Annotated in this window: 21 protein-coding genes, 2 tRNA genes and 1 pseudogene; 4 read left to right on the plus strand and 20 right to left on the minus strand. The window is 71.5% G+C overall.

The annotated features are described in order from the left end of the window. Positions 1 to 156 precede the first annotated feature (156 nt). Both OG927_RS10655 and OG927_RS10660 read right to left on the minus strand, forming a co-directional pair. A complete protein-coding gene (locus tag OG927_RS10655; RefSeq protein ID WP_330320051.1) occupies positions 157 to 1,041 on the minus strand; it encodes a YceI family protein in 885 nt (294 codons plus the stop codon). A gap of 166 nt (positions 1,042 to 1,207) precedes the next feature. Further along, entirely contained in the window at positions 1,208 to 2,068 is an 861-nt protein-coding gene (locus tag OG927_RS10660) for an arylamine N-acetyltransferase family protein (protein WP_330321311.1), read from the minus strand. A 160-nt stretch (positions 2,069 to 2,228) separates the two neighbouring features. On the opposite strand from OG927_RS10660, the pseudogene OG927_RS35985 reads away from it, so the two are divergent. Then, positions 2,229 to 2,693, plus strand: a pseudogene (locus OG927_RS35985) (pyridoxamine 5'-phosphate oxidase family protein); the annotation flags it as partial. Between the two features lie 38 nt (positions 2,694 to 2,731). On the opposite strand, the gene OG927_RS10665 reads toward OG927_RS35985, so the two are convergent. From OG927_RS10665 to leuS, 5 genes are all read right to left on the minus strand, one after another. Further along, entirely contained in the window at positions 2,732 to 5,263 is a 2,532-nt protein-coding gene (locus OG927_RS10665) for a ComEC/Rec2 family competence protein (RefSeq protein ID WP_330320052.1), read from the minus strand. Then, positions 5,260 to 5,685, minus strand: a complete 426-nt coding sequence (locus OG927_RS10670) for a ComEA family DNA-binding protein (RefSeq protein ID WP_330320053.1) — start codon at positions 5,683 to 5,685, stop codon at positions 5,260 to 5,262. The genes OG927_RS10665 and OG927_RS10670 overlap by 4 nt, the downstream gene beginning before the upstream one ends. Before the next feature lie 934 nt (positions 5,686 to 6,619). Beyond that, positions 6,620 to 7,465 carry a DegV family protein gene (locus tag OG927_RS10675; RefSeq protein ID WP_056785422.1) on the minus strand — a complete coding sequence of 282 codons (846 nt, stop codon included), beginning with the start codon at positions 7,463 to 7,465 and terminating at the stop codon, positions 6,620 to 6,622. Positions 7,466 to 7,577: 112 nt separating this feature from the next. Then, positions 7,578 to 8,270: a hypothetical protein gene (locus OG927_RS10680; protein ID WP_330320054.1), complete on the minus strand. Its 693-nt coding sequence runs from the start codon at positions 8,268 to 8,270 to the stop codon at positions 7,578 to 7,580. Positions 8,271 to 8,525: 255 nt separating this feature from the next. Further along, on the minus strand, positions 8,526 to 11,393 hold the full coding sequence (leuS, locus tag OG927_RS10685; protein WP_330320055.1) for a leucine--tRNA ligase: 2,868 nt from the start codon (positions 11,391 to 11,393) through the stop codon (positions 8,526 to 8,528). 498 nt (positions 11,394 to 11,891) lie between these two features. Between leuS and OG927_RS10690 the strand changes: the two genes are divergently transcribed. Together OG927_RS10690 and OG927_RS10695 are read left to right on the plus strand one after the other, a co-directional pair. After that, on the plus strand, positions 11,892 to 13,250 hold the full coding sequence (locus tag OG927_RS10690; protein WP_330320056.1) for a hypothetical protein: 1,359 nt from the start codon (positions 11,892 to 11,894) through the stop codon (positions 13,248 to 13,250). Continuing rightward, complete coding sequence (locus OG927_RS10695; protein WP_056785438.1) at positions 13,247 to 14,821, plus strand: NADH-quinone oxidoreductase subunit NuoF family protein; 1,575 nt, start codon at positions 13,247 to 13,249, stop codon at positions 14,819 to 14,821. Before OG927_RS10690 ends, OG927_RS10695 begins: the two co-directional genes overlap by 4 nt. Before the next feature lie 63 nt (positions 14,822 to 14,884). Here the strand turns inward: OG927_RS10695 and OG927_RS10700 are convergent. From OG927_RS10700 to OG927_RS10740, 9 genes are all read right to left on the minus strand, one after another. Next, a tRNA-Ala gene (locus OG927_RS10700) sits at positions 14,885 to 14,957 on the minus strand. A 143-nt stretch (positions 14,958 to 15,100) separates the two neighbouring features. Next, a complete protein-coding gene (locus tag OG927_RS10705) occupies positions 15,101 to 15,274 on the minus strand; it encodes a hypothetical protein (RefSeq protein ID WP_157866808.1) in 174 nt (57 codons plus the stop codon). A 464-nt stretch (positions 15,275 to 15,738) separates the two neighbouring features. Beyond that, a tRNA-Ala gene (locus OG927_RS10710) sits at positions 15,739 to 15,811 on the minus strand. A 116-nt stretch (positions 15,812 to 15,927) separates the two neighbouring features. After that, positions 15,928 to 16,581 carry a histidine phosphatase family protein gene (locus OG927_RS10715; protein ID WP_056785444.1) on the minus strand — a complete coding sequence of 218 codons (654 nt, stop codon included), beginning with the start codon at positions 16,579 to 16,581 and terminating at the stop codon, positions 15,928 to 15,930. After that, positions 16,578 to 17,009 (minus strand): ribosome silencing factor, encoded by a 432-nt coding sequence (gene rsfS, locus OG927_RS10720; protein ID WP_056785448.1) that lies wholly within the window; start codon positions 17,007 to 17,009, stop codon positions 16,578 to 16,580. Before rsfS ends, OG927_RS10715 begins: the two co-directional genes overlap by 4 nt. Positions 17,010 to 17,069: 60 nt before the next feature. After that, positions 17,070 to 18,830, minus strand: a complete 1,761-nt coding sequence (locus tag OG927_RS10725) for an LCP family protein (protein WP_056785453.1) — start codon at positions 18,828 to 18,830, stop codon at positions 17,070 to 17,072. Positions 18,831 to 18,849: 19 nt separating this feature from the next. Then, positions 18,850 to 19,467: a nicotinate-nucleotide adenylyltransferase gene (gene nadD, locus OG927_RS10730; protein WP_031091884.1), complete on the minus strand. Its 618-nt coding sequence runs from the start codon at positions 19,465 to 19,467 to the stop codon at positions 18,850 to 18,852. 38 nt (positions 19,468 to 19,505) lie between these two features. Further along, positions 19,506 to 19,670: a hypothetical protein gene (locus OG927_RS10735; protein ID WP_164494187.1), complete on the minus strand. Its 165-nt coding sequence runs from the start codon at positions 19,668 to 19,670 to the stop codon at positions 19,506 to 19,508. Between the two features lie 84 nt (positions 19,671 to 19,754). Beyond that, entirely contained in the window at positions 19,755 to 19,907 is a 153-nt protein-coding gene (locus tag OG927_RS10740; RefSeq protein ID WP_164494186.1) for a hypothetical protein, read from the minus strand. A gap of 111 nt (positions 19,908 to 20,018) precedes the next feature. Between OG927_RS10740 and OG927_RS10745 the strand changes: the two genes are divergently transcribed. Then, positions 20,019 to 21,158, plus strand: a complete 1,140-nt coding sequence (locus tag OG927_RS10745) for a M48 family metallopeptidase (protein WP_056785456.1) — start codon at positions 20,019 to 20,021, stop codon at positions 21,156 to 21,158. On the opposite strand, the gene OG927_RS10750 is transcribed toward OG927_RS10745, so the two are convergent. The 4 genes from OG927_RS10750 to OG927_RS10765 form a co-directional block, all read right to left on the minus strand. Continuing rightward, positions 21,091 to 22,209 carry an SCO2583 family membrane protein gene (locus OG927_RS10750; RefSeq protein WP_056785460.1) on the minus strand — a complete coding sequence of 373 codons (1,119 nt, stop codon included), beginning with the start codon at positions 22,207 to 22,209 and terminating at the stop codon, positions 21,091 to 21,093. The genes OG927_RS10745 and OG927_RS10750 overlap by 68 nt on opposite strands. A 784-nt stretch (positions 22,210 to 22,993) precedes the next feature. Continuing rightward, positions 22,994 to 23,590, minus strand: a complete 597-nt coding sequence (locus tag OG927_RS10755) for an SCO2584 family spore wall biosynthesis protein (protein WP_056785465.1) — start codon at positions 23,588 to 23,590, stop codon at positions 22,994 to 22,996. Positions 23,591 to 23,678: 88 nt separating this feature from the next. Then, the gene (locus OG927_RS10760; RefSeq protein WP_124282398.1) at positions 23,679 to 24,962 is read right to left on the minus strand and encodes a glutamate-5-semialdehyde dehydrogenase; all 1,284 of its coding nucleotides are present in this window, start codon (positions 24,960 to 24,962) and stop codon (positions 23,679 to 23,681) included. Between the two features lie 68 nt (positions 24,963 to 25,030). Continuing rightward, complete coding sequence (locus OG927_RS10765) at positions 25,031 to 25,516, minus strand: hypothetical protein (protein WP_056785469.1); 486 nt, start codon at positions 25,514 to 25,516, stop codon at positions 25,031 to 25,033. Between the last annotated feature and the right edge of the window lie 108 nt (positions 25,517 to 25,624).

The following is a 25,624-nucleotide window of genomic DNA, read 5'->3' on the forward strand; positions in this document are numbered from 1 at the left end:
GGCCGGATCCGGGCACCGTCGCCGCCCGGTTCGGCCTGCGCGGACGGGCGGGGAGCCGGCCTGCGGATTCAGCCTCGGGGTCGGCCTCCGGACCCCGCACCCGGGCTCAGCCCCTGGGTCCGGCTCCCCGGGCTGAACTCTTGGGTTCAGCCCGGTTCAGCCCTTGGGAACGATCTGGATGTCCATGTCGATCTCGATGCTGGAGCCGACCACCGCGATACCGCGGGCCAGCATCGTCTGCCAGGTGAGGGTGAAGTCCTGGCGGTGCAGCTCGGTGGTGGCCCGGCAGGCGGCGCGGGTCTCACCTTCCAGGCCGTTGCCCAGACCGAGGTACTGGGTGTCGAGCATGACGGTGCGGCTCACACCGTGCAGGGTGAGCGCACCACTGACGCCCCAGCGGCTGCCCCCTCGGTGGACGAAGCGCTCGCTGTAGAACTCGAGGGTGGGGTAGCGGTCGACGTCGAGGAAGTCTCCGGAGCGCAGGTGGTCGTCGCGCATCCGGACGTTCGTGTCGATCGACGAGGCGTCGATGATGACGTGCATGGCGGAGTCCTCCATGCGGTCGGCGATCCGGACGGCGCCGGCGAAGCTGTTGAACCGGCCGTGGATGCGGGCCATACCGATATGCCGTGCCGTGAAGCCGATCTGAGAGTGCATCGGCTCGATCTCCCAGTCCCCCGGATCGGGGAGCTGCGGAGGCTGCACCACCTGGAGCACCACGTCGCCGAGGCTCGCGTGACCGCTTTCCGCGACGGCGACCGGGCCGTGGAACGGCGTGAATCCCTCGGCTGTGACGGCCACTCGGTAGTCGCCTGCCGGGACAGTGGCGACGAGGCTTCCGAAGAGGTCCGTCTCCCCGCCGACGACCTTGCGTCCGGCAGTGTCGGTCACGACGAACTCGGCCTGCCGCACCGGTTCACTGAGGGGATTCACCACTCGGCAGCTGACCAGGCCGGCGGTACGCGGTACCAGTAGCCCCGCGACAGCACTGCTGGGTTCGATGCCGGACTTCGCCTTGTTGCCTAGCCAACGGCCGAACATGCGCACGCACTCCCAGGGGTGGTTCTCATCTCGGACCCCTGACAGCTGAACGTCATTGTCGGAGCAGTGGTCCGCCGACGAGTACACATTCGATCACCATTGCAACGTTCGAGGCAAACACAGCAGATCGGCAGGGGTTGCCCCGGGGAGCTACCGAAGGTCCGAATTAGTGGTTCCGCGGGTGCGTGCCGCGTGTGACTCCTTCCGGGATCCGCCGTACCTCGGGCAGCTCGTCGAGGCGCAGCCCGAAGTGGTCCCGGTAGGCGGCGAGGACCTCGGCGTCGGTACCGATCTCCGCCTTCTGCCGCTCGCCCCGCACTGTCGTGACCAGGGTGCGGCCACTGAGCGTCACACGCCCCGTCGCGGTGCGCCGTGAACAGACGAGGGACTGCGTGAAGTGGGAATCCGGCGATGTCCGGTGGTACCAGGAACCGGCCCGGAAGTCCGCGAGCACCCGTGGCCGCAGGTCGAGGCGGAACTGCCGGGACCCGCCGCGCAGCAGATCCAGGTCCCCCTGCGGCGCCCCCCGGAAGCGGAACACGCCGCACGGGTCGTCCTGCTCGGTACGGTCGTCCAGCGCGAGCGGGTGGAGGGCATGGTCGCCGAACCCGACATCGGCCAGCCACGGCCCCGTACCGTCGTCCGTCTCCACGCGCAGTGCCACGTGGTCGTACGGGATACCGAGCCGTCCGCCGTCGCCGAAGGCCCGTGCCTGAAGCAGGGTGACGCGGAAACCGAGCTCTCGCAGCAGTGCGGCGAAGGCACCGTTGAGTTCGTAGCAGAAGCCGCCCCGGCGAGCTGTCACGATCTTGTCGAGGAGCTTTTCCTCTTCCAGGACGATGTCCTCGCCGAGGTGGACCGAGAGGTTCTCGAAAGGCACCGCCATCAGGTGCCGGAGCTGGAGTTCGCGCAGGGCCGCCGCATCGGCACGCGCGGGCCGGGCGGCACCGATTCGCTCCAGATAGGCGTCCGCCACGCCCCGGCGGCCCTCTGCGCCCTGCGCGCGCGACCCGCCCTTCCCGTGCATGCTCCCGGTCTCTTCCACACCGTCCATACCGTCCACGCCGTTCGTCGGGTTCATGGCGGAAGTCTGTCCCGGCACGGCGCGCTGCGCCATGAGCCGCAGGTCCCAGGTCCAGGTCCGCCGATGGGGGCCCGGGAAGGCGCGAGTGCGCAGCCACCGGGCCATGACGGAACACGACCCGGCACGCGGCCCGGAACAGCGCAGACAGGACGTCACAGACCGATTCGAGCAGGAGCACGATGCCTGGGTGACCACCGCCTCCGCCGACGACCTCCCGCGCCTGGCGCCGTTGTCGTTCGTCCGGGGCCGGGGCCGGGGCCGGGACACGCTGCTGCCGGCCACCCGGCGCACCAACCCGACCGCGGTCGACGTGACACCGTCCGGGCAGGTCCGGGTCGCCCTTGGTCACACTCGTGATGTGGTGCTGGTCGAGGCAACGGCCGAGATCGTGGAAGGGGCGGGACCGCCCGCCGATTCGGGGGACGCCCTCGCCGTGAAGCTCGGCCGGGACCCGCGCGACCGTCCCGCACGGGTGTACCTCGGGATCGCTCCGTCCGCGGTCGGGGCGTGGCGGGAGGAGAACGAGCTCGCCGGCCGTGAGGTGATGGTCGACGGCACCTGGCCGGTCCGACGGCCGACTCCCGCGCCGCACCGCCGCCCGGCCGCTCATGAGCGGCCTTCCGCACGCAGTCCCGCACCGGCGCCCGTCACTGCGATGGCACCGTCGGTGTCCGTACGGAGAACCTCGGCGCCCCCTGCCCTGAGCGTCTCGAGGGTTGTGGCCGCCGGATGCCCGTAGGGGTTGTCCGTGCCACAGCTGACGAGCGCCAGCCGTGGGCGAACACTGCGCAGGAGAGCGGCGTCCTGGTACGCGGATCCGTGGTGCGCCACCTTGAGCACGTCCACCCGAGGCAGCGCCGGATAGCTGCGCAGCATCCCCCGCTGGGCCGGTGGTTCGAGATCGCCGAGGAGCAGCAGGGTCAACCCGCCCGATCGCACGAAGAGGGTGACGCTGGAATCGTTCGGCTCCTCCGTCACGAAGGCCGGCACCGCACCTCCCGTACCGGCCGTCGGCCAGAGGACCCGCCAGTCGAGGGGGCCGATCCGCCGGCGCTCCCCCGGGACGGCCGGGACCACCGGGACGTGCGCCGTCGCCGCCGTTCTCCTCACGAAGGCCGCCTGGTCGGCGGGTTCGCCGAGGCTCGTCGTCTGGATCGTGGCAACGTCCCTGCCCCGCAGCGCACCCGGCAGACCACGCACATGATCGGCGTGGAAGTGGGTGAGCAGCAGGAGCGGTACCCGGGTGATGCCCAGCTCTCGCAGGCACCCGTCGATGAGACGCGGGTCGGGTCCGGTGTCGACGACCACGCCTGTGCCCTCCCCCGCGGCGAGCACCATGGCATCGCCCTGGCCCACGTCGCACAGGGCGAACGCCCAGTCCGGCGGCGGCCATCCGGTCATGATCCTGGTGAGCGGCACCGGTCTCAGCACCGCGAGCACCAGCAGGAGCGCGGCTGCGGAACAGACCCAGGGGTGTCGGGCGAGACGGCGCGCGGACAGCACGAGCACAGTCGTGAGGACGGCCAACAGGGCCGCGCCCTCCCAGCCACCGGGCCAGTCGGCCTCCGCTCCGGGGAGGGCAGCTCCGGTGCGTGCCACGGACGCGATCCACCCGACCGGCCAGCCGGCGACCAGGGCCAGGGCTTCGGCCGCCGGCATCGACACCGGAGCCACGGCGAGTGCCGCGAATCCCAGCACCGTGGCAGGCGCCACCGCGAATTCGGCCAGCAGATTGCAGGGGATCGCCACCAGGCTGACCCGCGAGGCGAGGACCACGACGATCGGCGCGCAGACCGCCTGCGCGGCACCCGCCGCGGCCAGCACCTCGGCGAGCCTCGGCGGCACCCGGTGCCGCTGCAGTGCGCCGGCCCACCGTGGCGCGAGAGTCAGCAGCGCCCCGGTGGCCAGCACGGACAGCAGGAAGCCGTAACTGCGGGCCAGCCACGGGTCGTACAGCACCAGCAGCAGGACGGCAGCGGCGAGTGCCGGGATCAGCGATCTGCGCCGGCCCGTGCCGATGGCGAGAAGCGTGATCAGGCCGCAGGCAGCCGCTCGCAGAACACTTGGTTCCGGGCGGCAGACGATCACGAAGGCGAGCGCGATCCCGCCGCCGATCAGTGCGGTCATGCGCAGGGAGATGCCCAGCCGTGGTGCCAGGCCCCGGCGTTCGCTGCGCAGGGCCGTTCCCGGTGGCCCGATGAGGAGGAAGAGAAGGATCGACAGGTTGGCACCTGAAACGGCCAGCAAATGAGTGAGGTCGGTGGCTTTGAAGGCGTCGTGCAGTTCGGGTGTGACCCTGGAGGTGTCGCCGACCACCAGCCCCGGCAGGAGCGCCCGGGCGTCCGGGTCAAGCCCGTCGGTGGCCTTCCGCAGTCCGGAGCGCAGGTCTCCCGCGGTCCGCTGGAGGAGGGTCGGCGCAGCGATGACCTGCGGCGGACCGTCCGCGTCCGTGCCGAGGACGGCGGCGATGCGCTCCCCCTCATGACGCGGTGGTGACAGCCGGCCGCTGACCCGCAGCCCGGTCGAGGGCAGCAGCCGCTGCCACTCCGCTGCGGCGGCGCCCGGCGAGACCATGACGAGGACCGGGGTGCGCAGCCTGCTGACCGTACCGTCGGGGCCGGTCAGCCGGTCGACCTCGGCGTCCAGCAGCAGGGACACGGGGGTGCTGTGGTCGCCCCGCACTCGCGGCCTGGTCTTCCGGGGGTCGGACGTGACGGTCACCTCCGCCTCGACCCGGGTGTATTCCTCAGCCAGTCCGGGGACGGGTCCGCTCCGGGTATCCGCGCCGTGGAGCCCGGCGACGGTGGCCCCGGCCGCCGCGCAGAGCAGCACACCGGCGGCGGCGGTGGTGCGCAGCCGGGCGTGCGGCTGCCCTCCGGGGGCGCGCCCGGCAACCCCTGTACGTCTCGCGCGGGCCGCTGCCACCACGCGGGGTCCTGCGAGGAGCGCCAGGGCTGCGCACGCGCAGAGCACCGCTCCTGCTGCCGCCCACCGGCCGGACACGCCCAGCGTGAGCCCGGCGGCGGCCCACGTCGCGAGGGCGGGCGGCACGAGCCGGAGGTCGACCGGGCCCTCCTGCCGGGGATCGGCCGAGCCGAGCCGCCGTCCCGAGGCCGCGTGGACGTCGGGGCCCGTCACGGCCGGACCAGTGGCCGGAGGTCCGCGAACCGCCTGTCGCCGATCCCGTCGACCTCACGAAGTTCGTCGACGGACCGGTAACCCCCGTGCTCGGTGCGGTAGTCGATGATGTGCTGGGCAAGGACCGGTCCGACTCCGGGCAGGGTGTCGAGCTGTTCAACGGTGGCCGTGCTGAGACTCACCGGGGCTGCGGGGCCGGCCTGGGCAGTGCCGGAGCCGCCGTTTCCCTCCGCGCCTGCTGCGGCGGACTGGGCGGCGGGCAGGCCCACCAGGACCTGTTCGCCGTCGGTCAGCACACGCGCCTGGTTGAGCCCGGTGACATCCGCGCCCTCACGCGCTCCCCCCGCGGCGCGCAGGGCGTCGGCGACGCGCGAACCGGACGGCAGATGCTGGATTCCCGGCCGGCGCACCTTGCCGCTCACGTCGACGACGATCCGCCCCGTGGATGCGAGGGAGGCCGGAGATCCGGCGGACGCGCCGGGAAAGAGATCCGGACCCTGAGTACCTGAGGACGCCGGTGCTGCCGGGTGAGCGGCTGCCGCCTCCTTCACCTGCTCGGGGGCCGGTACCGGCTGGGGGCGGCCCGACCAATAGTGTGTCGCGGCGAGGACGGCTGCCCCAACCAGGACGACAGCGAGCGCGGCAAGCGATTTCGGCGCCAGCCCGCATCTCAGGTGCACCCACAGCGGTAACCGCTCCCGCAGAGCCGGGCCGGCCGTACGCCACCACGGCAAGCGCACAGCGGGAGCCTGCGAAGCCACGGTGGCCGCGGGCGCAGTGGGGGCCGGTACAGGAGCACCGGCCGCGGAGCAGCCGCGTGGCGAGCCGTTTCCATCCGGGTCCTCCCGGGCCGAGCTGCCCCGCTCCGGAGCGTCGGACCCGCGGGCCGAGGCCCAGGAGGGTGTCTCACGGGTACGTCCCGCCCGCGGCCCCGGTGCGGGACGGCCGCCGGCCAGCAGCGCATCCGCCCTGAGCCGCGAAGCCGCGGCGGCCTCGGCGTCGCGCCCACGCACATCCCGTCGTCGGCGCCCGCGGCGGGCGCCCGGGCCGGTGCCCGCCGCTCCCCCGGGCCCGACCCCGGCTCCGGGACCGGCTCCGGGACCCGGCCCGTGGCGGAGACCCGGCTCCGCGCGGTCGGTCGGTCCACCGCGCGCGGCGCGCCGGACAGCACGGTGGGATGCGGCGCGGTGCGTGGAGCAGCCGCTCGGCCGCACGGTGGCGCGGACCGGTGCACGAGGTGATCGGAAGGTCATGCCTCACGACGCTAGACACTTCAGCGAAAACCCGCTGAGCAGCCCCGATTACGGTGGATAACTTGCCAGTTGTGGATATCTTGGCCACCCGCGGGAGTGAACTTCAGCGCGGCGAGACCACCGCGCCCAACAGCCCTGGGCCGGTGTGCGCCCCGATCACCGCGCCCACTTCACTCACGTGCAGTTCGACGAGCCCGGGAACCCGCTCGCGCAGCCGCTCAGCCAGTCGCTCCGCGCGGTCCGGCGCGGCCAGATGATGCACGGCGATGTCCACCGCCCCCGATCCGGCCTGCCCGGCGACGATCTCCTCGAGCCGTGCGATCGCCTTCGACGCCGTCCGCACCTTCTCCAGCAGTTCGATGCGTCCGCCGTCCAGTTGAAGCAGGGGCTTGACCGCGAGGGCGGACCCGAGCAGCGCCTGGGCGGCACCTATGCGCCCGCCGCGGCGCAGATAGTCCAGGGTGTCGACGTAGAAGTACGCGGAGGTGCCCGAGGCCCGCTTCTCCGCCGCGGCCACCGCATCGTCCGGTCCGCCGCCCGCCTCTACGGCCTCGGCGGCGGCCAGTGCGCAGAATCCCAGGGCCATGGCGACCATGCCGGTGTCGACCACGTGCACCGGCACCGGCGCGTCCTTCGCGGCGAGCAGTGCGGCGTCGTACGTGCCCGAGAATTCGGCCGAAAGGTGCAGCGAGACGATGCCCGTGGCCCCATTCCGGGCGGCGGCACGATACGCGGCCGCGAAGACTTCGGGGCTGGGGCGGGACGTGGTCACGGAGCGGCGCTTCTGCAGCGCCACGGCCAGCGACCGGGCCGAGATCTCCGTGCCCTCCTCCAGTGCCTGATCACCCAGGACGACGGTCAGCGGCACCGCGGTGATGCCGTGCCGTTCCATCGTCTGGCGCGGCAGGTAGGCCGTTGAATCGGTGACGATAGCGACATGGCGGGACATGAGCCGGAGGTTACCTTCCGGCGCGGGAACACGGCAGCCCGGCCCCGGCCTGCTGATCATTTCTGATCGGTGCGAGACGCATCCTGCCGGTCTCGCACACAGCCGTTCGGAGTCAGTTCGTGGTCTCGGGCCGCGCGGCCTTCTGCCACGGGTAGCCGGTCTGCAGCCGGGGATCCGGAGGGGTCAGCGCCTGCGGAGCCTCGTCGCCGGCCGGTCCGCTCCGGCTCCGCTCCTCAGCGGCGCCCCGGTCCGACGGCTCTTCCGTCGTCCAGTGGCGCAGGGCACCGGCCTCGACGTCGATCTGCGCGTTCAGTGCCGCCAGATCGTCGTCGGCGAACTGCTGTGCCCTGTCGCGCGCCGCCCAGCGCAGCGACTCGGCCGAGTGCGTGATGCGTTCCGTGCGCTCCTTCAGAGCGGGCAGCAGTGTGGCGACCGTGGCCCGGTCCGGCTCGCGCTCCAGCCGCTTGAGGTCGTTGTCGAGCTCACGCCCGTGCACGCTCAGCCGCTGGAAGAGCCCCAGGGACTCCGACAGCGAGGCGTCGTCCGCCGCTCCGGCCTCCAACGCGTCCTGAGTGGCCCGCATCGAGGTGCGCAGGGCCAGCCGCAGCTGTGCGAGCTCCCCCGGTACACCCGCCTGGCCGTAGCTCTTGGCCCGCAGCGTGGTGTCCTCCACGGAGCGGCGAGCCTGCGTGATCGTCCGGTCCACACCGCGCTTGGCCGCGCGTACGGCCTTGACACCGGCGTACACCCCGAGCGCCATGAACGCGACGAACAGCAGCGTCAGGATCAGGATGACGGCTTCCATGAACGCCCCTCGATGATCGAATCGGCCCCGGGTGTGGGTGCCCCCTCCTACCGTAAACGGAACAGGCAGGCCAGGGGTTCCACCGGAACCCCCAACCTGCCCTTAGGGGAAAGCCCTGGCCTCGGCCGGCCTGCCGTCGCTCGACCGGCCTGCCACCCTCAACCGGGCCGTGCCACTCGGCCGGCCCGCATCACTCGGCCGGCCCGCGCGACTCGGCCCGACCCGCGGCCCGGCATCGTCCCGCGCCCCCGGCCGTTACGCGGGGACGATGTTGACCAGCTTCGGCGCCCGCACGATGACCTTGCGGATGCCGGCCCCGCCCAGCGCGGCGACGACGCCCTCGTCGGCCAGTGCCAGCGCCTCCAGCTCCTCGTCCGTGATGGACGGGGAGATCTCCAGACGCGCCCTGACCTTGCCCTTGACCTGCACCACGCAGGTCACGGTCTCGTCCACGAGGTACGCCGGATCGGCGACCGGGAAGTCCTGGTGGACGACGGACTCGGTGTGGCCCAGGCGGCGCCACAGCTCCTCCGCCACGTGCGGCGCCAGCGGCGCGATCAGCAGCACCAGCTGCTCGGCGACCGACCGCGCCAGCGGGCCGCCCGCCTTCGTCAGGTGGTTGTTCAGCTCGGTGACCTTGGCGATGGCGGTGTTGAAGCGCATCCCGGCCATGTCCTGGCCGACACCGTCGATGGCCTTGTGCAGTGCCCGCAGCGTGTCCACGCCGGGCTCCGCGTCGGCGACGGTGACCTCACCGGTCTCCTCGTCGACGACGTTGCGCCACAGCCGCTGCAGCAGCCTGTACTGGCCCACCACGGCCCGGGTGTCCCAGGGCCGCGACACGTCCAGCGGGCCCATGGCCATCTCGTACAGCCGCAGCGTGTCGGCTCCGTACTCACCGCAGATCTCGTCCGGCGTCACGGCGTTCTTCAGGGACTTGCCCATCTTGCCCAGGACCCGGCTGACCTTCTCGCCCTGGTGGTAGTACCCGCCGTCGCGCTCCTCGACCTCGGTGGCCGGGACCGCGATCCCGCGGTTGTCCCGGTACACGAAGGCCTGGATCATGCCCTGGTTGTACAGCTTGTGGAACGGCTCGGCGGAGGAGATGTGCCCCAGGTCGTGCAGCACCTTGGACCAGAAGCGCGCGTACAGCAGGTGCAGCACGGCGTGCTCGGCGCCGCCGACGTACAGGTCGACGCCACCGGTGGGCTGCCCCTCGCGCGGCCCCATCCAGTACTGCTCGACCGCCGGGTCGACCAACCGCTGGTCGTTGTTCGGGTCCAGGTAGCGCAGCTCGTACCAGCAGGAACCGGCCCAGTTGGGCATGGTGTTGGTCTCGCGGCGGTACTTCTTCGGTCCGTCGCCCAGGTCCAGGGTGACGTTGACCCAGTCGGCGTTCCGGGACAGCGGGGTCTCGGGCTGCGTGTCGGCGTCCTCCGGGTCGAAGGTGCGAGGTGAGTAGTCCTCGACCTCCGGCAGCTCCAACGGCAGCATCGACTCGGGCAGCGGGTGGGCGATGCCCTCCTCGTCGTACACGATCGGGAAGGGTTCGCCCCAGTAGCGCTGCCGGCTGAACAGCCAGTCGCGCAGTCGGAAGTTGACCGTGCCCTCGCCGACTCCGTGCGCCTTCAGCCACTCGGTGATCTTCACCTTGGCGTCGGCGACGCCCAAGCCGTCCAGCGAGATCTCGTCGTTCGCGGAGTTGACCAGCTTCGCGTCGTACGAGCCGAAGGCGTCCTCCCAGGTGGAGGCGTCCGTGCCGCGGTCGTCCGAGGGCTCGACGACGCAGCGCACCGGCAGCTCGAAGGCGCGCGCGAAGGCGAAGTCGCGCGGGTCGTGCGCCGGAACGGCCATGATCGCGCCGGTCCCGTAGCCCATCAGGACGTAGTCGGCGATGAAGACCGGGACCTTCTCGCCGCTGACCGGGTTGGTCGCGTACGCGCCGGTGAAGACACCCGTCTTGTCCTTGGCCTCGGCCTGCCGCTCCACGTCGGACTTGGCCGCGGCCTGCTTGCGGTAGGCGGTGACGGCCTCGGCCGGGCTCGCGTGCCCGCCGGTCCATACGGGGTGGGTGCCCTCCGGCCAGGCGGCCGGGATGATCCGCTCGACCAGGTCGTGCTCGGGCGCCAGCACCATGTACGTGGCGCCGAACAGGGTGTCCTGGCGGGTCGTGAAGACGGTGACGGCACCGGCGCCGTCGACCGGGAAGTCGACGCGCGCGCCCTCGGAGCGGCCGATCCAGTTGCGCTGCTGCAGCTTGATGGCCTCGGGCCAGTCCAGACCGTCCAAGTCGTTCAGCAGCCGGTCGGCGTAAGCGGTGATGCGCATGTTCCACTGGCGCAGCTTGGCCTTGAAAACGGGGAAGTTACCCCGCTCGGAGCGGCCGTCGGCCGTCACCTCTTCGTTCGCCAGCACGGTGCCCAGCCCGGGCGACCAGTTGACGGGTGCTTCGGAGGCGTACGCCAGGCGGTACTGCCCCAGGACGTCGGCGCGTTCGGCGGCGTTCAGCGCACCCCACTCGCGGCCGTCGGGGGTGCGGCGCTCACCGCCCTCGAACAGGGCGACCAGTTCGGCGATCGGCCGGGCCCTGTCGGCCTCGGTGTCGTACCAGGAATTGAAGATCTGCAGGAAGATCCACTGGGTCCACTTGTAGTAGTCCGCGTCGATCGTCGCGAAGGAGCGGCGCTTGTCGTGCCCCAGGCCCAGCCGGCGCAGCTGGACCTTCATGTTCTCCATGTTGGCCTCGGTGGAGGCCCGCGGGTGGGTACCCGTCTGCACGGCGTACTGCTCGGCCGGCAGGCCGAAGGCGTCGAAGCCCAGGGTGTGCAGGACGTTGTGTCCGGTCATCCGCTGGTGGCGGGCGTACACGTCGGTGGCGATGTAGCCCAGCGGGTGGCCGACGTGCAGGCCCGACCCGGAGGGGTAGGGAAACATGTCCATGATGAACTTCTTGGGCTTGGCGGCCAGTTCGGGGTCGCCCGCCAGGTCACCGGTCGGGTTGGGCGCCTCGTACGTCCCTTCGGCGTCCCAGAAGTCCTGCCAGCGTGCCTCGATGTCGGCGGCCATCGCCGCCGTGTAGCGGTGCGGCGCGGCCGCCTCGGCCGCGGTGTTCGTCTCGCTCATGATCCTCAAAGCTCCATCGATCGTCATCTGCCGGGCGCCCACGTCCACGGACACACGTCTACGGACATACGTCTACGGAAACGAAAAATCCCCTCGCACAGGAGGGGACGCCGCGCCGAGTCCGACCAGGCGTTCTCACCGGTCGGGAGTGATCAGCGCGGCTCGCTAAGCAGAAGGCCTACGGCACGCATGGCGCCAGGGTACCGCACGGGCCCTGGGCCCCATCCGGGACGTACCCGCGGAGCCGTCCCGGCGGACCCTCCACGCATGGACCCGGAAGCCCACCACATCGACACGAGCTCTGCGCAGGACCCACACACTCCGGGGGTTACTCCGCGTACTGCCCTCTATCGGGGCAACAACTCAAACCTCGTACCGGCCGGTATGCGGCGACCTAGCATGCGGCAACGGGACCGCTTTGCCGAACCATTCGGAGTCGCCCCCATGAAGCCTCATCGCAGGATCCGCTCGTCCCCCTCCATGAGCCGCAGTCCAGGAATGAGCCGCCCGGTGCAGGGCGGACTGACCGTGGCCGTGCTGGTCCTCATACCTCTGCTCGCCGTCGCAGGGAGCGACGGCTTGCGCGCGGCACTGGACTTCACGACCGGCGTCCTCACGCTGGTATCGCTCACCGCAGCGGTCGCCTGGGGCCTGCTGGCCACCGACCGCCTGTTCCTCTCGACCCGCCATCGTCTGATCGCCCAGGGGATCCACCGAGCCGCCGCCGTCACCTCGCTCGGCTTCCTCCTGCTGCACGGCACCGTGAAGGTCGCACTCGGGCACGTCGAACTGCTCGGCGCCCTGGTGCCGTTCGGCCTGGGGATGAGCGGCACCTCCGGCCTCATCGGCTTCGGCTCGCTCGCCGGGCTGCTGATGATCGTCACCGCGGCGACGGGCGCCCTGCGCAGCGCCTTCGCCGCCCCGGGCAAGATCGCCGGCCGCTGGCGTGCGCTGCACGCGCTGGCCTACCCGGCCTGGTGCTCCGCACTGGTGCACGGCCTGTACGCCGGCCGGCAGCCCGCGACCTGGGTCGTCGTGATGTACATCCTCTGCCTGCTCGCCGTCGCGGCTGCGCTGAGCCTCCGGTTGCTCCCGCAGCCGACCAAGCGCCTGATCACCGATCTGGTCACCACCCTGATCAGCCCCGACGCACCACCGGCCGATTCGGCCCAGGTGCTCCGCACGTCCCCGCTTCCCGGCGCGGAGAACGTGCCCCCGCAGCCGCGCCAGGGCCTGCCCCCGGAGGCACCGGGCTGGGGGGACGGCGGCCGTGACCTGCGCGGCACCCCGGTCCGCCCCCGGACGCTCGCCGCCCCCTCACCCCCCTTGTACGAGGCGCCGCCGTTCGGAGCGTCACTGTCCGGATCCCCGCAGTACGAAGCACCGCGGTACGAACCCCCGCCCTCCGGGCCCCCGCTGTACGAACCCCCACCGCGGAGCTCCGAGCGCCTGGGCCCGGACCAGGTTGCGGCCGCTGCTCCGGTCACAGGGCCGGGGCAGGGCATCTCGGCGGCCTACCGGGCCGTCTCGCGTCCCCCTACCCGGCCGCCCGAGCAGACGGAGGACCTCTGGCCCTCACCCACTCCTGCGCCCCCTGGGCAGGCGTACAGGCCCGCGTACGACCCGGACCCGCTGTACGACCCCGAGCACGCGTACGCACGCCCCCAGGAGCCGTCCGCGTACGGGGCACCCGGGAGTGCGTCCTCCCCATACGCACCCCCCGCCCCCGCGGCCGACCGGACCGGATACAGGGGCGGTACCGCCAGGGGCGACGCGGAGACCGAACAGATGCCGGGGCCGCTCTACCCGCCCCCCGCCGGAGAACCCTGGCACGCACCCGCAGGAGAACGACCTTGAACGTCCCCCTCCCCGATGTACCCGAGGTCCGCGTCGTCGGCCTTCCCCAGCTGACCACCGGATTCGACCTGGTGGAGCGCCTCGACCTCGCCATGCATCTGAAGGTGCACGGCCCGCTCGAACCCATGACCGGCGAGCGCCTCGCCGAACTGGCCGAGGCCATCTCACTGCGCGGCCGCGGCGGCGCGGGTTTCCCGTTCGGGAAGAAGCTGCGCGCGGTCGCGAAGGCCTCCATACGCCGTGGGGTGCGGCCCGTCGTCGTGATCAACGGCAGTGAGGGCGAGCCCGCCTGCCGCAAGGACACCGTGCTGCTCAACCGCGCCCCGCACCTGATTCTCGACGGCGCGCTGCTCGCGGCGGAAGCGCTCGGCGCACGCACCCTCGTCGTCGCCGTCACCCGCAACTCCACGGAGATATCCGTCCGCAACGCCCTGGCGGAGCGTGGGCTGTCCGACCGGCGCGGACAACACCTGCGCGCCCGGGTGGTGCGCACCCCCGAGCGCATGGTCTCCGGGGAGGCCTCGGCGGTCATCCGGGCGGTGAACGGCGGCCCCGCCCTGCCGCCGGGCCGCCGGGAGCGGGCGGCGGAGTCCGGCGTGGGCGGCGCCCCGACGCTCCTGTCGAACGCGGAGACGTACGCCCAGCTCGCGGTCGCCGCGCGGATCGGATCCCGTCGCTACGGGCACACCGGCCTGCCCGACGAGCCCGGCACGGTCCTCCTCACCGTCTCCGGCGCTGTGGCGCGTCCCATGGTCGTCGAAGTACCCACGGGGGTTCCCCTCCGGTACGTCCTGCAGCTGGCCGGTGCCCCGCCGTTGCCCCAGGGCGTACTCACCGGCGGCTACCACGGCAACTGGATCGATGCGATCGCCGCGCACGACGCCGTGGTCTCCAGGGCCTCCCTGGCTGCAGCCGGGGGTGCGCTCGGTGCGGGCGCCATCCTGCCGATCGGGCCGGAGACCTGCCCGATCGGGGAGTCGCTGAGGATCGCCAACTGGCTGGCCGCGGAGACCGCGGGCCAGTGCGGTCCGTGCAAGCTGGGGCTGCCCGCAGCGGCGGGCGGGCTGTCCGACGTACTGAACGGCGGCGGGCCGGCCGCTCTGGAGGCGCTGCGCGAGGTGACCCAGGCCGTCAAGGGCCGGGGGGCGTGCAAGCATCCGGACGGCTCGGCGCGTTTCCTGGCGTCCACGCTGTCCGCGTTCACGGACGACCTCGCCGCGCATGTCCTGGACGGCGGCTGCGGCCGGGAGACCCTCGGCGTACTGCCGCTGCCCTCCCCGGGCTACGAGGATCTGGAGGAGTCCATCCCGAGTGGCGAGAAGCTGGCGGTGGACTGGACGCTGTGCCAGGGCCACGGCCTGTGCGCGGACCTCGTTCCCGAGCTGATCAGGCTGGGTCCGGACGGTTACCCGGCGCTCGCGGACGCCGCCGTGCCCATGCATCTGCGCGGCCGTGCCCAGCGTGCCGTACGGCGGTGCCCGGCGCTGGCACTCCGTATCGAGCAGGCTCCCGCCGAGCGCCCGGCGCTCCCGACCGCCCAGCGCAAGGCCTTGGGCAGCGGACGCGGTTGACCCTCGCCCACCGGGCACAACGAGAAGCGGGCCATCCGATTCGGATGGCCCGCTTCTTCACTGTGGAGCTAAGGAGAATTGAACTCCTGACCTCCTGCATGCCATGCAGGCGCTCTACCAACTGAGCTATAGCCCCTCGTTGCTCACCGCCCGGTTTCCCCGGCGACATCGAGAACATTACACGGTCCCCCCGGCCCATCAAAAATCGTTTCCACTCCCACCCGACCTGCCCGCCCCGCAAGGCCCTGACCAGCGAGGGGTCCGGCCGCCCGACGTCTCTCAGGCGGTGGCGAAGGAGTAGAACCGCTTGAGGGTGCAGTGCTCCTCCAGGAGCCTTCCGTAGATGGGTTCCCCCTCCAGCTCGCGGTACGTCTCGATGGGGTCGCCTTTTATGATCAGCGCCCGCGCGCACTCCTCGCACCAGTACTGGAAATCCGCGTTGACCGGGTCCATGTCCCTGACGATGGGCGTACCGCTGCCGCACCAGTCGCACTTCCGCCTGTGTGCACCCATCCGGTCAGCTCCGACTGCGGCCGCAGGCCATGCACACGAAGGAGTCCTCTTGCGGGGTGGCGGAGCCGGCGTTCGTGGTGGGGGTAAGGAGCAGGTCCGGGACCTGTACGCGGCTCGCAGGCATCGCGCTCCCTCCCGATCGGTACGTCGCCCCCTCCGGCGGTCCGATTCTGCCATGACCCCGCAAGGGGGGAAGCCCGCCGACGGTCCGGCCGTCCGCCTTTGACGCAAAGGGGCCGCACGGGGCCGGCAGCGGGACCGGCACGGAAGGCGCCCGAGCACCCCGCCGGCCCTTGTCCCCGGCGGGCCGGGGCAGTTGGGCGGGCGGTGAAAGCCGATGTGCCGGCTCCGGGCCGACCCGCGAAAAAAGATCCCGCCCCCTGCCGGGGACGGGATCTTTACTGTGGAGCTAAGGAGAATTGAACTCCTGACCTCCTGCATGCCATGCAGGCGCTCTACCAACTGAGCTATAGCCCCGCTGTTCGCTGTGTTTCCCTGCGTTTCCGCGCTGCGAACAAGAAGAACTTTAGCCTGCGACCGGCCGGAAAGTGAAATCCGGCCCCCGCCGCCCGGAGACGCCCTCCGGGCACCCGCTAATCGTCGTCCCCGAGGACCGGCTCGGGGAGTGTCCCGGCGTTGTGCTCCAGCAGGCGCCAGCCGCGCGCGCCCTCGCCCAGGACGGACCAGCAGCAGTTGGAGAGCCCACCGAGTCCCTCCCAGTGGTGTGATTCCAGCCCGAGCAGACGGCCGATGGTCGTCCGGATCGTGCCGCCGTGGCTCACCACGACGAGCGTGCCCGCGTCGGGAAGTCCGGCGGCGTGCTCCAGGACCACCGGGGCCGCCCGGTCGGCGACCTCGGTCTCCAGCTCGCCGCCGCCCCTGCGTACGGGCTCGCCACGCTTCCACGAGGCGTACTGGTCGCCGTACTGCTCGACGATCTCCTCGTGCGTGAGCCCTTGCCAGGCACCCGCGTACGTCTCCCGCAGTGCGGGATCGTGTGCGACGTCGAGGCCGGTGACCGCGGCGAGCTCACCGGCCGTGGCCGCCGCCCGCCGCAGGTCGGAGGCGACGATCGCGTCCGGCTTCAGCGAGGCGAGCAGCCGGGCGGCCCTGTGGGCCTGCCCGACGCCGGTCTCGGTCAGCTCGATGTCCGTGGACCCCTGGAAACGGCGCTCCAGATTCCACGCCGTCTGGCCGTGCCGCCAGAGGACGATCCTGCGGCCTCTGCCGCTGCTGCTGCCGTTCAGCTCTGCTCACCTTCCGTGACACCGTGGAGCTGTGCGTGCTCCTCGGCCTTGCCCCGGGTCTTGAGGGCGTCCTCGGGAAGCGCGATCTCCGGGCAGTCCTTCCACAGGCGCTCGAGCGCGTAGAAGACACGCTCCTCGCTGTGCTGGACGTGGATCACGATGTCGACGTAGTCGAGGAGGATCCAGCGGGCGTCCCGGTCGCCCTCGCGGCGTACCGGCTTGGCGCCGAGCTCCTTCTGGAGCCGCTCCTCGATCTCGTCGACGATCGACTTGACCTGGCGGTCGTTGGGAGCCGAGGCCAGCAGGAAGGCGTCGGTGATCGACAGCACATCGCTGACGTCGTAGGCGATGATGTCGTGCGCGAGCCGGTCGGCTGCCGCCTGGGCGGCAGCGTTGATGAGCTCGATGGAGCGGTCCGTGGCGGTCACATGCAGGCTTTCGTCGGCGGTCAGATCAACCTCTAGGGTCTCACGGACCGCCGACAGCCCTTACGACGTCTGTTCCGGCATCTTGTAGTTCTGTCCCAGGAGGACGGACACGTCGGCGTTCGCGGCGGGCTCGCCCTTCTTCACCGCACCCTCGGGCAGGCCCAGGGTCTTGGCGACCTCGACCGCCTTCGCCTTGTCCTCAGCGGTCCTGTAGAGCACCTCGGACGATGCCGCGGGGTCCGCCTTGCCACTGTCGACGAAGGCGTAGCCACCGTTGACCAGCTGGACCCTGGCGTACTCCGACCCCTTCGTGTCGCCCGTGGCGTTCTTGATGCCGACACGCACGGCCGCGTCCGGGTCCGGGGCCTTCACCGCGCCGCCCAGGACGTCCTTGACGACGCTCGCGGTGGCTTCCTCGGTGAGTGTTCCGTCGTCCTGGACCGGAAGCAGCGCCGTCTCGTAGTCGCCGACCTTGGCGTGCCCGGCGAGTTTCGCCAGGGAAGCCCCCAGGTCCTGCTCGGGCAGCGACGGGTCGAGGATCTGCGCCAGCGTCTCGATGGTGACCGTCGCGGCCTTGGGGTCCTCGGACATCTTGCGCAGCGTGCTGCGCAGGACCTGGCCGAAGCGCAGCAGCTGCTTGGCCTGCGGCTCGCCCGGGGCCTGGTAGGTGGCGTACGCGACGGCCATCTGGCCGCTCAGCGTCTGCGCCTCCCCCTTGTCCACGAGCGGCGACGCGCCCTTCTTGGTGTCGGGCACCTCGGTGTCGGTGTCGACCTCGATGTTGCCCACGAGCTCGACGAGGTTCTCCAGGTACGGGGTGTCGAGCCGCCAGGTGCCGCTGATCCTGGTGCCGAGCAGCGTGTCGACGGCCTCGCGCGTGCCGGTGGACCCGTCGTCGTCGACGGACTTGCCGAGCGTGGTGGTGGAGCCGTCGTCGGTGGCCACGGCGAGTGAGTTGGGGAGCAGGACGGTGGTGCCCTGTCCGGTCGTCACGTTGTCGACGAGCAGCGCCGTGGAGGTGCCGCCCTTCTTGGTGTTGTGCAGGTGGACGACGATCATGTCCCGCTTCTGCGGGCCCGTCGCCGCGGCCTCCTGCCCGTCCTGGCCCGAGACACCGGGGATCTTGCCGGCGAACCAGAGGTAGCCCGCGCCGCCGACCACGACGAGGGCCACCACGACTATCAGCGCGACCATCCGGTTGCGCCCGCGGCGTCGTGCCTCCTCGCGCCGCTCGCTGCGGCTCTCGGTGAATTTCAGCCAGTCGATGACGTCTTCGGAGTCCTCGTCGGGCTCCTCGATGAACGAGAACTGCTCGGTGCGGTAGTCGCGGTCGGCGCGGCGCTGCTCGGGGACGACGGCGTCGGGCCCGGGTTCGGGTTCCCTCTGCGGGTCCGGCTCCGGCGGGGCGTCCACCTGGTTCTGCGGGGTGTTCCACTGCTGCGTCGAGTCGTCCACGGCCGGCTGCGCGCCCGTGTCGTGCCCGTACGTGCCGTAGGAGCTGTCGTACCCGTAGTCCTGCTGGGCGGACTGCGCCTGCTGGGGCTGCTGGGGCTGCTGTTGAGCGGCGTACGGGTCGTACTGCTGCTGCGTGCCGGCGTACGGGTCGTAGGCGTACCCCTGGTCCGCGTAGCCCGACTGCGTCTGCCCGTCCTGCTGGAAGTACTGCTGCTGCGACTGCTGCTGCGACTGCTGCTGCTGCGCGTACGGGTCGTACTCCTGTTGCCCCTGCTGCTGATAGACCGGCTGCCCGTACTCGTCGTAGCCGATGATCTGCGGCTGCTGCTGGTAGTACGGGTCGTACGGGTTCTGTCGGTCGTTCACCGGTGCCCCTCTACGTGGCTCATTCGCCGCGGTACAGCTGGCGCTTGTCGATGTAGCGGACCACACCGTCCGGCACCAGGTACCAGACCGGCTCCCCCTGGGCGACCCTCGCACGGCAGTCCGTGGACGAGATCGCCAGCGCGGGGACCTCGACGAGCGAGACGCCGCCTTCGGGCAGCCCGTCGTCCGTCAGTACGTGACCCGGCCGGGTCACACCGATGAAGTGGGAGAGCGAGAAGAGCTCCTCGGCGTCCCGCCAGGTGAGGATCTGGGACAGCGCGTCGGCGCCGGTGATGAAGAAGAGGTCCGCGTCGCCGTGGACCGTACGCAGATCCCGCAGCGTATCGATGGTGTACGTCGGTCCGCCGCGGTCGATGTCGCTGCGGCTGACCGAGAACTGCGGGTTGGACGCCGTGGCGATGACCGTCATCAGATAGCGGTCCTCGGCGGGCGACACCTGCTTGTGGCTCTTCTGCCACGGCTGCCCGGTCGGGACGAAGACGACCTCGTCGAGGTGGAAGTGGGCGGCCACTTCGCTGGCCGCCACCAGGTGTCCGTGGTGGATGGGGTCGAACGTCCCGCCCATCACGCCGAGTCGGCGCTTGCCGCGTCCGGTAGGCACTTCCTGCTCTCCCATGCGTGCAGACCCTACTGGCACAACTGTTCGCCTGCGCCTCAGCGGTCTCGGTTGAAGCGGGTGGTGATCCACAGCAGAATCAGCAGCACGACGAGCGCGCCGCCACCGGTGAGGTACGGGCTGAGGCTTTCGTGGTTGCCGCTGTGCTCGCCGCCCTCGGAGGCGAGGGTGACCATCTGGTGCGCGGTGCTCGTGAGGCTCATCTTCTGCAGGACCTATCGATCGGGAGTCGGAAGGAAGACGTCGCGCACATCGTATGCGGGCGTCACGGGCACGCTCACGCCGACTCAGTCGTTGTTGTCATCGTTGCGGTATCCGCGCAGCAGGAACCAGGCGAGCAGGACGGCTCCGAGGAGCGACACGACGAGCACGACGCGGAGCGTACTGCCAGGCCCCTGATCCTCGGACACGGCGGCGAGCAGTGCGGCGGTGTGCGGCATTTCGGGCGCTCCTCAAAGTTATCCACAGCCCCCCGCACACCGTAGCGCCAGCACCTACGCTGGCATGTGTCAGGGGGACGAGCTACGTCTCGTACGAACAGGGGGCCATCCATGACCGACAGCAGTCACGAGAACGTGCCGAGCAGGCAGCGCATGCGATTCCCGGGCATCTCCTCGCGTGCCTACGAGCATCCGGCGGACCGCTCCGCCTTGGTGGCCCTGCGCAAGCTGAGCGGTTTCGACACCGTGTTCAAGGCGCTCAGCGGGCTGCTCCCCGAGCGCAGTCTGCGGCTGCTCTTCCTGTCCGACTCCGTCCGGGTGAGCGACGCCCAGTTCGCGCACCTCAACGACATGCTGAGGGACGCGTGTTACATCCTGGACCTCAAGAAGGTCCCGCCGATGTACGTCACCCAGGACCCGAAGCCCAACGCCATGTGCATCGGTATCGACGAGCCGATCATCGTGGTGACGACCGGGCTGGTCGAGCTGCTCGACGAGGAGGAGATGCGCGCCGTCGTCGGTCACGAGGTCGGACACGCGCTCTCCGGTCACGCGGTGTACCGCACGATATTGCTCTTCCTCACCGGCCTCGCGGTCAAGGTGGCGTGGATCCCGCTCGGCAACGTCGCGATCATGGCCATCGTGACCGCGCTGCGCGAGTGGTTCCGCAAGTCGGAGCTGTCCGCAGACCGGGCCGGGCTGCTGGTCGGGCAGGACCTGCAGGCCTCGATGCGCGGTCTGATGAAGATCGCGGGCGGCAATCACCTCCACGAGATGAACGTGGACGCCTTCCTCGCCCAGGCGGACGAGTACGAGAAGGGCGGCGACCTCCGCGACTCCGTTCTCAAGATCCTCAACGTGCTGCCGAGGTCGCACCCCTTCACCACGGTGCGTGCCGCTGAGCTGAAGAAGTGGTCGGAGACCCGGGACTACCAGCGCGTCATGGACGGCCACTACCCCCGGCGCGACGAGGACAAGGACACGTCGGTGACGGACTCCTTCCGGGAGTCCGCTTCGCACTACGCGGACACGGTGCGCACCAGCAAGGACCCGCTGATGAAGCTCGTGGGTGACATCGCGGGCGGTGCGGGCGACCTGGGCGGGAAGCTCCGCGACAGGTTCACCGGCGGGAGCGGCGCGGCCGGTGGGAGCGCCGGAAAGGGCGACGCCCCGGCCGGGGACGCTACGGGCGGCTCCGAGGGGACTTGGCGGCGTCCGGACCCGGAGGAGGGCCCGGGGACGGGGAGCTGACTTCCAGCGTCCCGCAAAGGGCCACCATGGGCAGGCCCCTGGTGTACGGGTCGGTGCCGGCCGGCCCCCGTAGGTCCGCCTGCTCGCCGGCGAGCAGCGGACGCAGGGCGCCTGCCGCGTCGGCCGAGCAGGACTGCGGTCCGGCCTGGACCTGGGCGCTGCGCATCTCCAGTCGGCGCAGCCGGAGATCCTCGCGGTCGACGAGGAAGTGCAGCACGCGCCGCACGGTGAACAGTGAGGCGTCGTCCGTCCGGTGAGGGCCCGGTACGGCGGACCGCAGCGTGTACGTGAAGGTGTGGTCGGACACCACCTCCAAGGTGTCGGATCCCGCCTCCGCGTAGGCGAGGGTCCCCTGCACCCGGATCTCGGGGTCGGCCAGTTCGACTTCGGCCGGGTCGAAGCGCACCAGCCAGCCCGTGGCCATGTGCTCGCCGTCGTCGGCCGGTGCGTTCACACTCCGGTCGAACTGGGCCGTCTGCTCCGGGTCGAGCAGTCTCCCCACCGGCCGGACGACCCCGCCGGTGAGCACGTCGGGGTCGAGGGATGACTCCACCAGGTAGTCCTTCACCGTGGTCAGGGCAATGGTCACCTGAGTGTCCGAGAAGTTCTTGGTCCGCCGGACGGCCGGCAGGTTGATTCCCGCGGCGCCCGTCCGGAATTCCGCCGCCGGGCCTTCGTCGAGCAGGACGTCAGGTGTTCCGCCGGGCACCTCGCCCCGCGGAGCGAGGGGGATCACGGTCGTCCGCAGCGGCTCGGCGTGCCGGCCGACGGGCGTGGGATAGGGGTTGCGGAAGCCGATGTACACGGCGGTGGCGAACGCCAGCGCGATCAGCACGACGAGGGCGATGGCGGCCCGGGAACGCCGACGGGGGCCACCGCGGGGCAGGGAGCGTACGGCGCGTGCGGGTTCACCCATTCGTTCCCGTGCGGAGAATTCCTGCAGCCGTGCGGCACGGACGAACGATTCGTCGAAGACGAGGGAGCGGTACTCGTCCTCGCCGCCCGAGGGGTTCTCGGGCGGACCTTCCGGCGGTTCTCCGCGGCCTGTCATGACGTCTCCCGATCTCCGCGCCGCCGACGAGGGCGGGCGCCGGGGTCCGCCTCGGCTGACGCTTCGGGCGGACCTGTCCGTCACGGGTTCGATGGACACAGGAACAGATGAGTGGCCCTCTCCCCGGGGACGGGGGCGGGAGGAGGGACCGGGGTCCTACCTTCAGATTGGGTCGATCGTCATCAAGGTAAACGCGCCGCAGGTGGGAGCGCAGGCGGGAATGCGGGACAGGAGCGTGAGCGGGAGCGCCGGAGACGCCGTGGTCACTCGCGCCGGTGGAGGCACCGTCGGTCGCACGAGAGGTCAGGGCGCCTGATCGCGCGGGCACACCTGCCCCCTGGGGACGGTCATCGGCGACGGCGCCGCGCCGCCCGACGTCTCCGTACGGCCCGCATGGGGGCGGTGGGCCATCCGTGTGGGCCGCGGGGCCACACGGGCAGGAGCCGGAGCCGGCCGAGGGCTGTCCCGGGGCCTTCCGTCCGGCCTGATTCTCCGCCCCACCTGGAGCCTCCGCCCCGCCCGCGGCGGCCCTGAGCCGCGCGGGAGACGCAGCACGCCGAGGCGCCGGACCCAGCGCCCGGCTGCGCGCACCGCCCTCCGCGCCCCGGAGCCCTCCGCACCCGCCTCCCGTGCCCCGGAGCCCGCCGCAGTGCCGCCTGCCGCCCTGCCGCGCGCCTGACGCTTCGTGCCGGCCGACCGACCGGGCACCCGTCCCGTTACGTGCACCGCCCCGTCCGGTACACCAGCCCTGCCGCGCTCCTGCGCCCCGCGCGGCGGTCGGAGCTCACGGCGTGCGCGGGACCGCGGAGACCGCCGGGCGTGAGTAGTCGGCCGATGCGGACGGGGCCGCGCCCGGTGCGTCGACGCCGCTCGTGGCCGGGGGTGGCACCTGCTCCTGGCGGCTGCCCCCGGACCCTCGGTAGACGGCGCTGAAGGCCAGCGCGACCATGCCGATCCCCATCAGCAGGGCGAGCAGCCAGGCGACCGGCCGGTGCCAGCGTGCGGAGCCCCGGTAGGGGCGCAGTGCGCCGCCGTGGCGCCCGTACGGGCCTCGGTCGCCCTCGTCGTCGTAATAGGACCCGTCGGGGTCACAGGCATCCCCGAAGGGCCTCTCGCGGCCGTACACGGCATCCGGCCCGTAGCCGTCGTAGAGGTCGTCGTCCTTCGCGCCGCCGCCGGCGCGTGCCCGGCCGGCCTCGGCCTCGGCGCGGGCCTGCGCGGCGGCGAGCAGACGCTCCACCGCGGTGGGTTCGTGCATCTCGGCCGACTGTACGAAGTCCTCGTCGAACACCACGGCGGCGAAGTCCTCGTCCGCGCCCCCGCGGTCGTCGTCGGGCTCCCCGCCGTCCGGGAACGGCCTGCCCCCCACGTCGTCCGGCACGGCTTCAGCGTAGCCCCGGCGGGGCGATTTGGGCAGAGAGCCCGCAGACTCCCCGCCGTGGCCGCACCGGCGCACCGGGCCCACCCTGCTAGCGGATGTGACCGTCGCCCGTGACGATGTACTTCGTCGACGTGAGCTCCGGCAGCCCCATCGGGCCGCGGGCGTGCAGCTTCTGCGTGGAGATGCCGATCTCGGCGCCGAATCCGAACTGCCCGCCGTCCGTGAAGCGCGTGGACGCGTTCACGGCGACGGTCGTGGAATCGACCAACTGGGTGAACCGGCGGGCCGCGGCCTGCGAGGTGGTGACGATCGCTTCGGTGTGGCCGGACGACCAGAGGCGGATGTGCGCCACGGCGGCCTCGAGCGACTCGACGACCGCGGCCGCGATGTCGTACGAGAGGTACTCGGTCTCCCAGTCCTCCGCCGTCGCCGCGACGACGGTGGCCTCGGAGTCCTCGGCGTACTCCAGCACCCGCTCGTCACCGTGCACGGTCACCCCGGCACCGGCCAGTGCCTCCAGGGCCCGCGGCAGGAAGTCCGCGGCGACGTCCTTGTGCACCAGGAGCGTCTCGGCGGCGTTGCAGACGCTCGGGCGCTGCGCCTTGGAGTTGATCAGGATGTCGACGGCCATGTCGAGGTCGGTCTGCGCGTCCACGTACACGTGGCAGTTGCCGGTCCCGGTCTCGATGACCGGGACCGTGGACTCCTCCACGACCGTGCGGATCAGGGAGGCGCCGCCGCGCGGGATCAGTACGTCGACCAGGCCGCGGGCGCGCATCAGTTCGCGGACCGAGTCGCGGTTCTCCCCCGGGACGAGCTGCACCGCGTCGGCCGGGAGACCTGACCCGCCCACCGCGTCGCGGAGCACCCGTACGAGGGCGCTGTTGGAGGCGTACGCCGATGAGGATCCGCGCAGCAGTACGGCGTTGCCGGACTTCAGGCAGAGGGCGGCGGCGTCCACCGTCACGTTGGGCCGGGCCTCGTAGATGATGCCGACCACCCCGAGCGGCACCCGCACCTGGCGCAGGTCGATGCCGTTGGGGAGGGTGGAACCGCGGACCACTTCGCCGACCGGGTCGGGCAGCGCCGCCACCTCGCGCACATCGGCGGCGATCGCGCGGATCCGCTCGGGGGTGAGCGTGAGGCGGTCGACGACCGACTCGCTCGTCCCGGCCTCGCGGGCGCGCGCCACGTCCTCGGCGTTGGCCTCGATGATCTCGCCGGTGCGCACTTCGAGCGCGTCCGCGATCGCCAGAAGCGCGTCGTCCTTCGCCGCGCGCGGGAGTGGCGCGATGTCGGCGGCGGCTGCACGTGCCCGGTAGGCGGCCTGGACGACCGGGGACATGTTGTCGTACGGCGAGAGCGTGGTCATGTGCGCAGGGTAGTGCGCACACTGCGGGCATCCGTCACGTATCCCGTGATGCGAGACGGGCGTCGCCGTCAGTACGGGTGCACACCGATCGGGGCCGCCGGCGGCGGACCGTAGCCCTCGGCGACGCGCTGATGGTAGGTCTCGCGGTCGATGACCTCCAGGCCGACGATCTCCCAGGGCGGAAGTCCGGCGCTGGAGCGGTGCTCCCCCCACAGCCGCAGCGCCACGGCCGCCGCGTCGTGGAGGTCCCGCGCCTCTTCCCAGTAGCGGACCTCCGCGTGGTCGTTGGCATACCGACTGGTCAGCAGGAACGGGTGGTCGTGCGCCAGCTGTTCGAGCCCGCGCCTGACCTCCTTCAGCGGGGTTTCGCCGCCGGAGACGCTGAGGGTGATGTGCCACAGCTTGGACCGGGTCCGTTCCTCGCTCGTCACCACCGGCTCCTGCTCGAGGTTCCGGTCGGTGGACGGGCCGCCGAAGTCGGCCCCTGCCCCGACACTGGTCAGGGCACGGCTGCCCGTGCCGCGGGGCGGCGCCCCCGGGCGCGCTCGTCTCACCGGCGGCCTCCTGTGAATGCGTAGCTGTGCTGACCCGTGTGTCCCCGTGACAAAGTTGACCAGCCCGGGGCGGGGCTTGGGGCGGTTTTGGTGAAGGTCTCCGCCCGA

Origin of the sequence: Streptomyces clavifer (assembly GCF_036345975.1) — a bacterium.
GTDB lineage: Bacteria > Actinomycetota > Actinomycetes > Streptomycetales > Streptomycetaceae > Streptomyces > Streptomyces clavifer.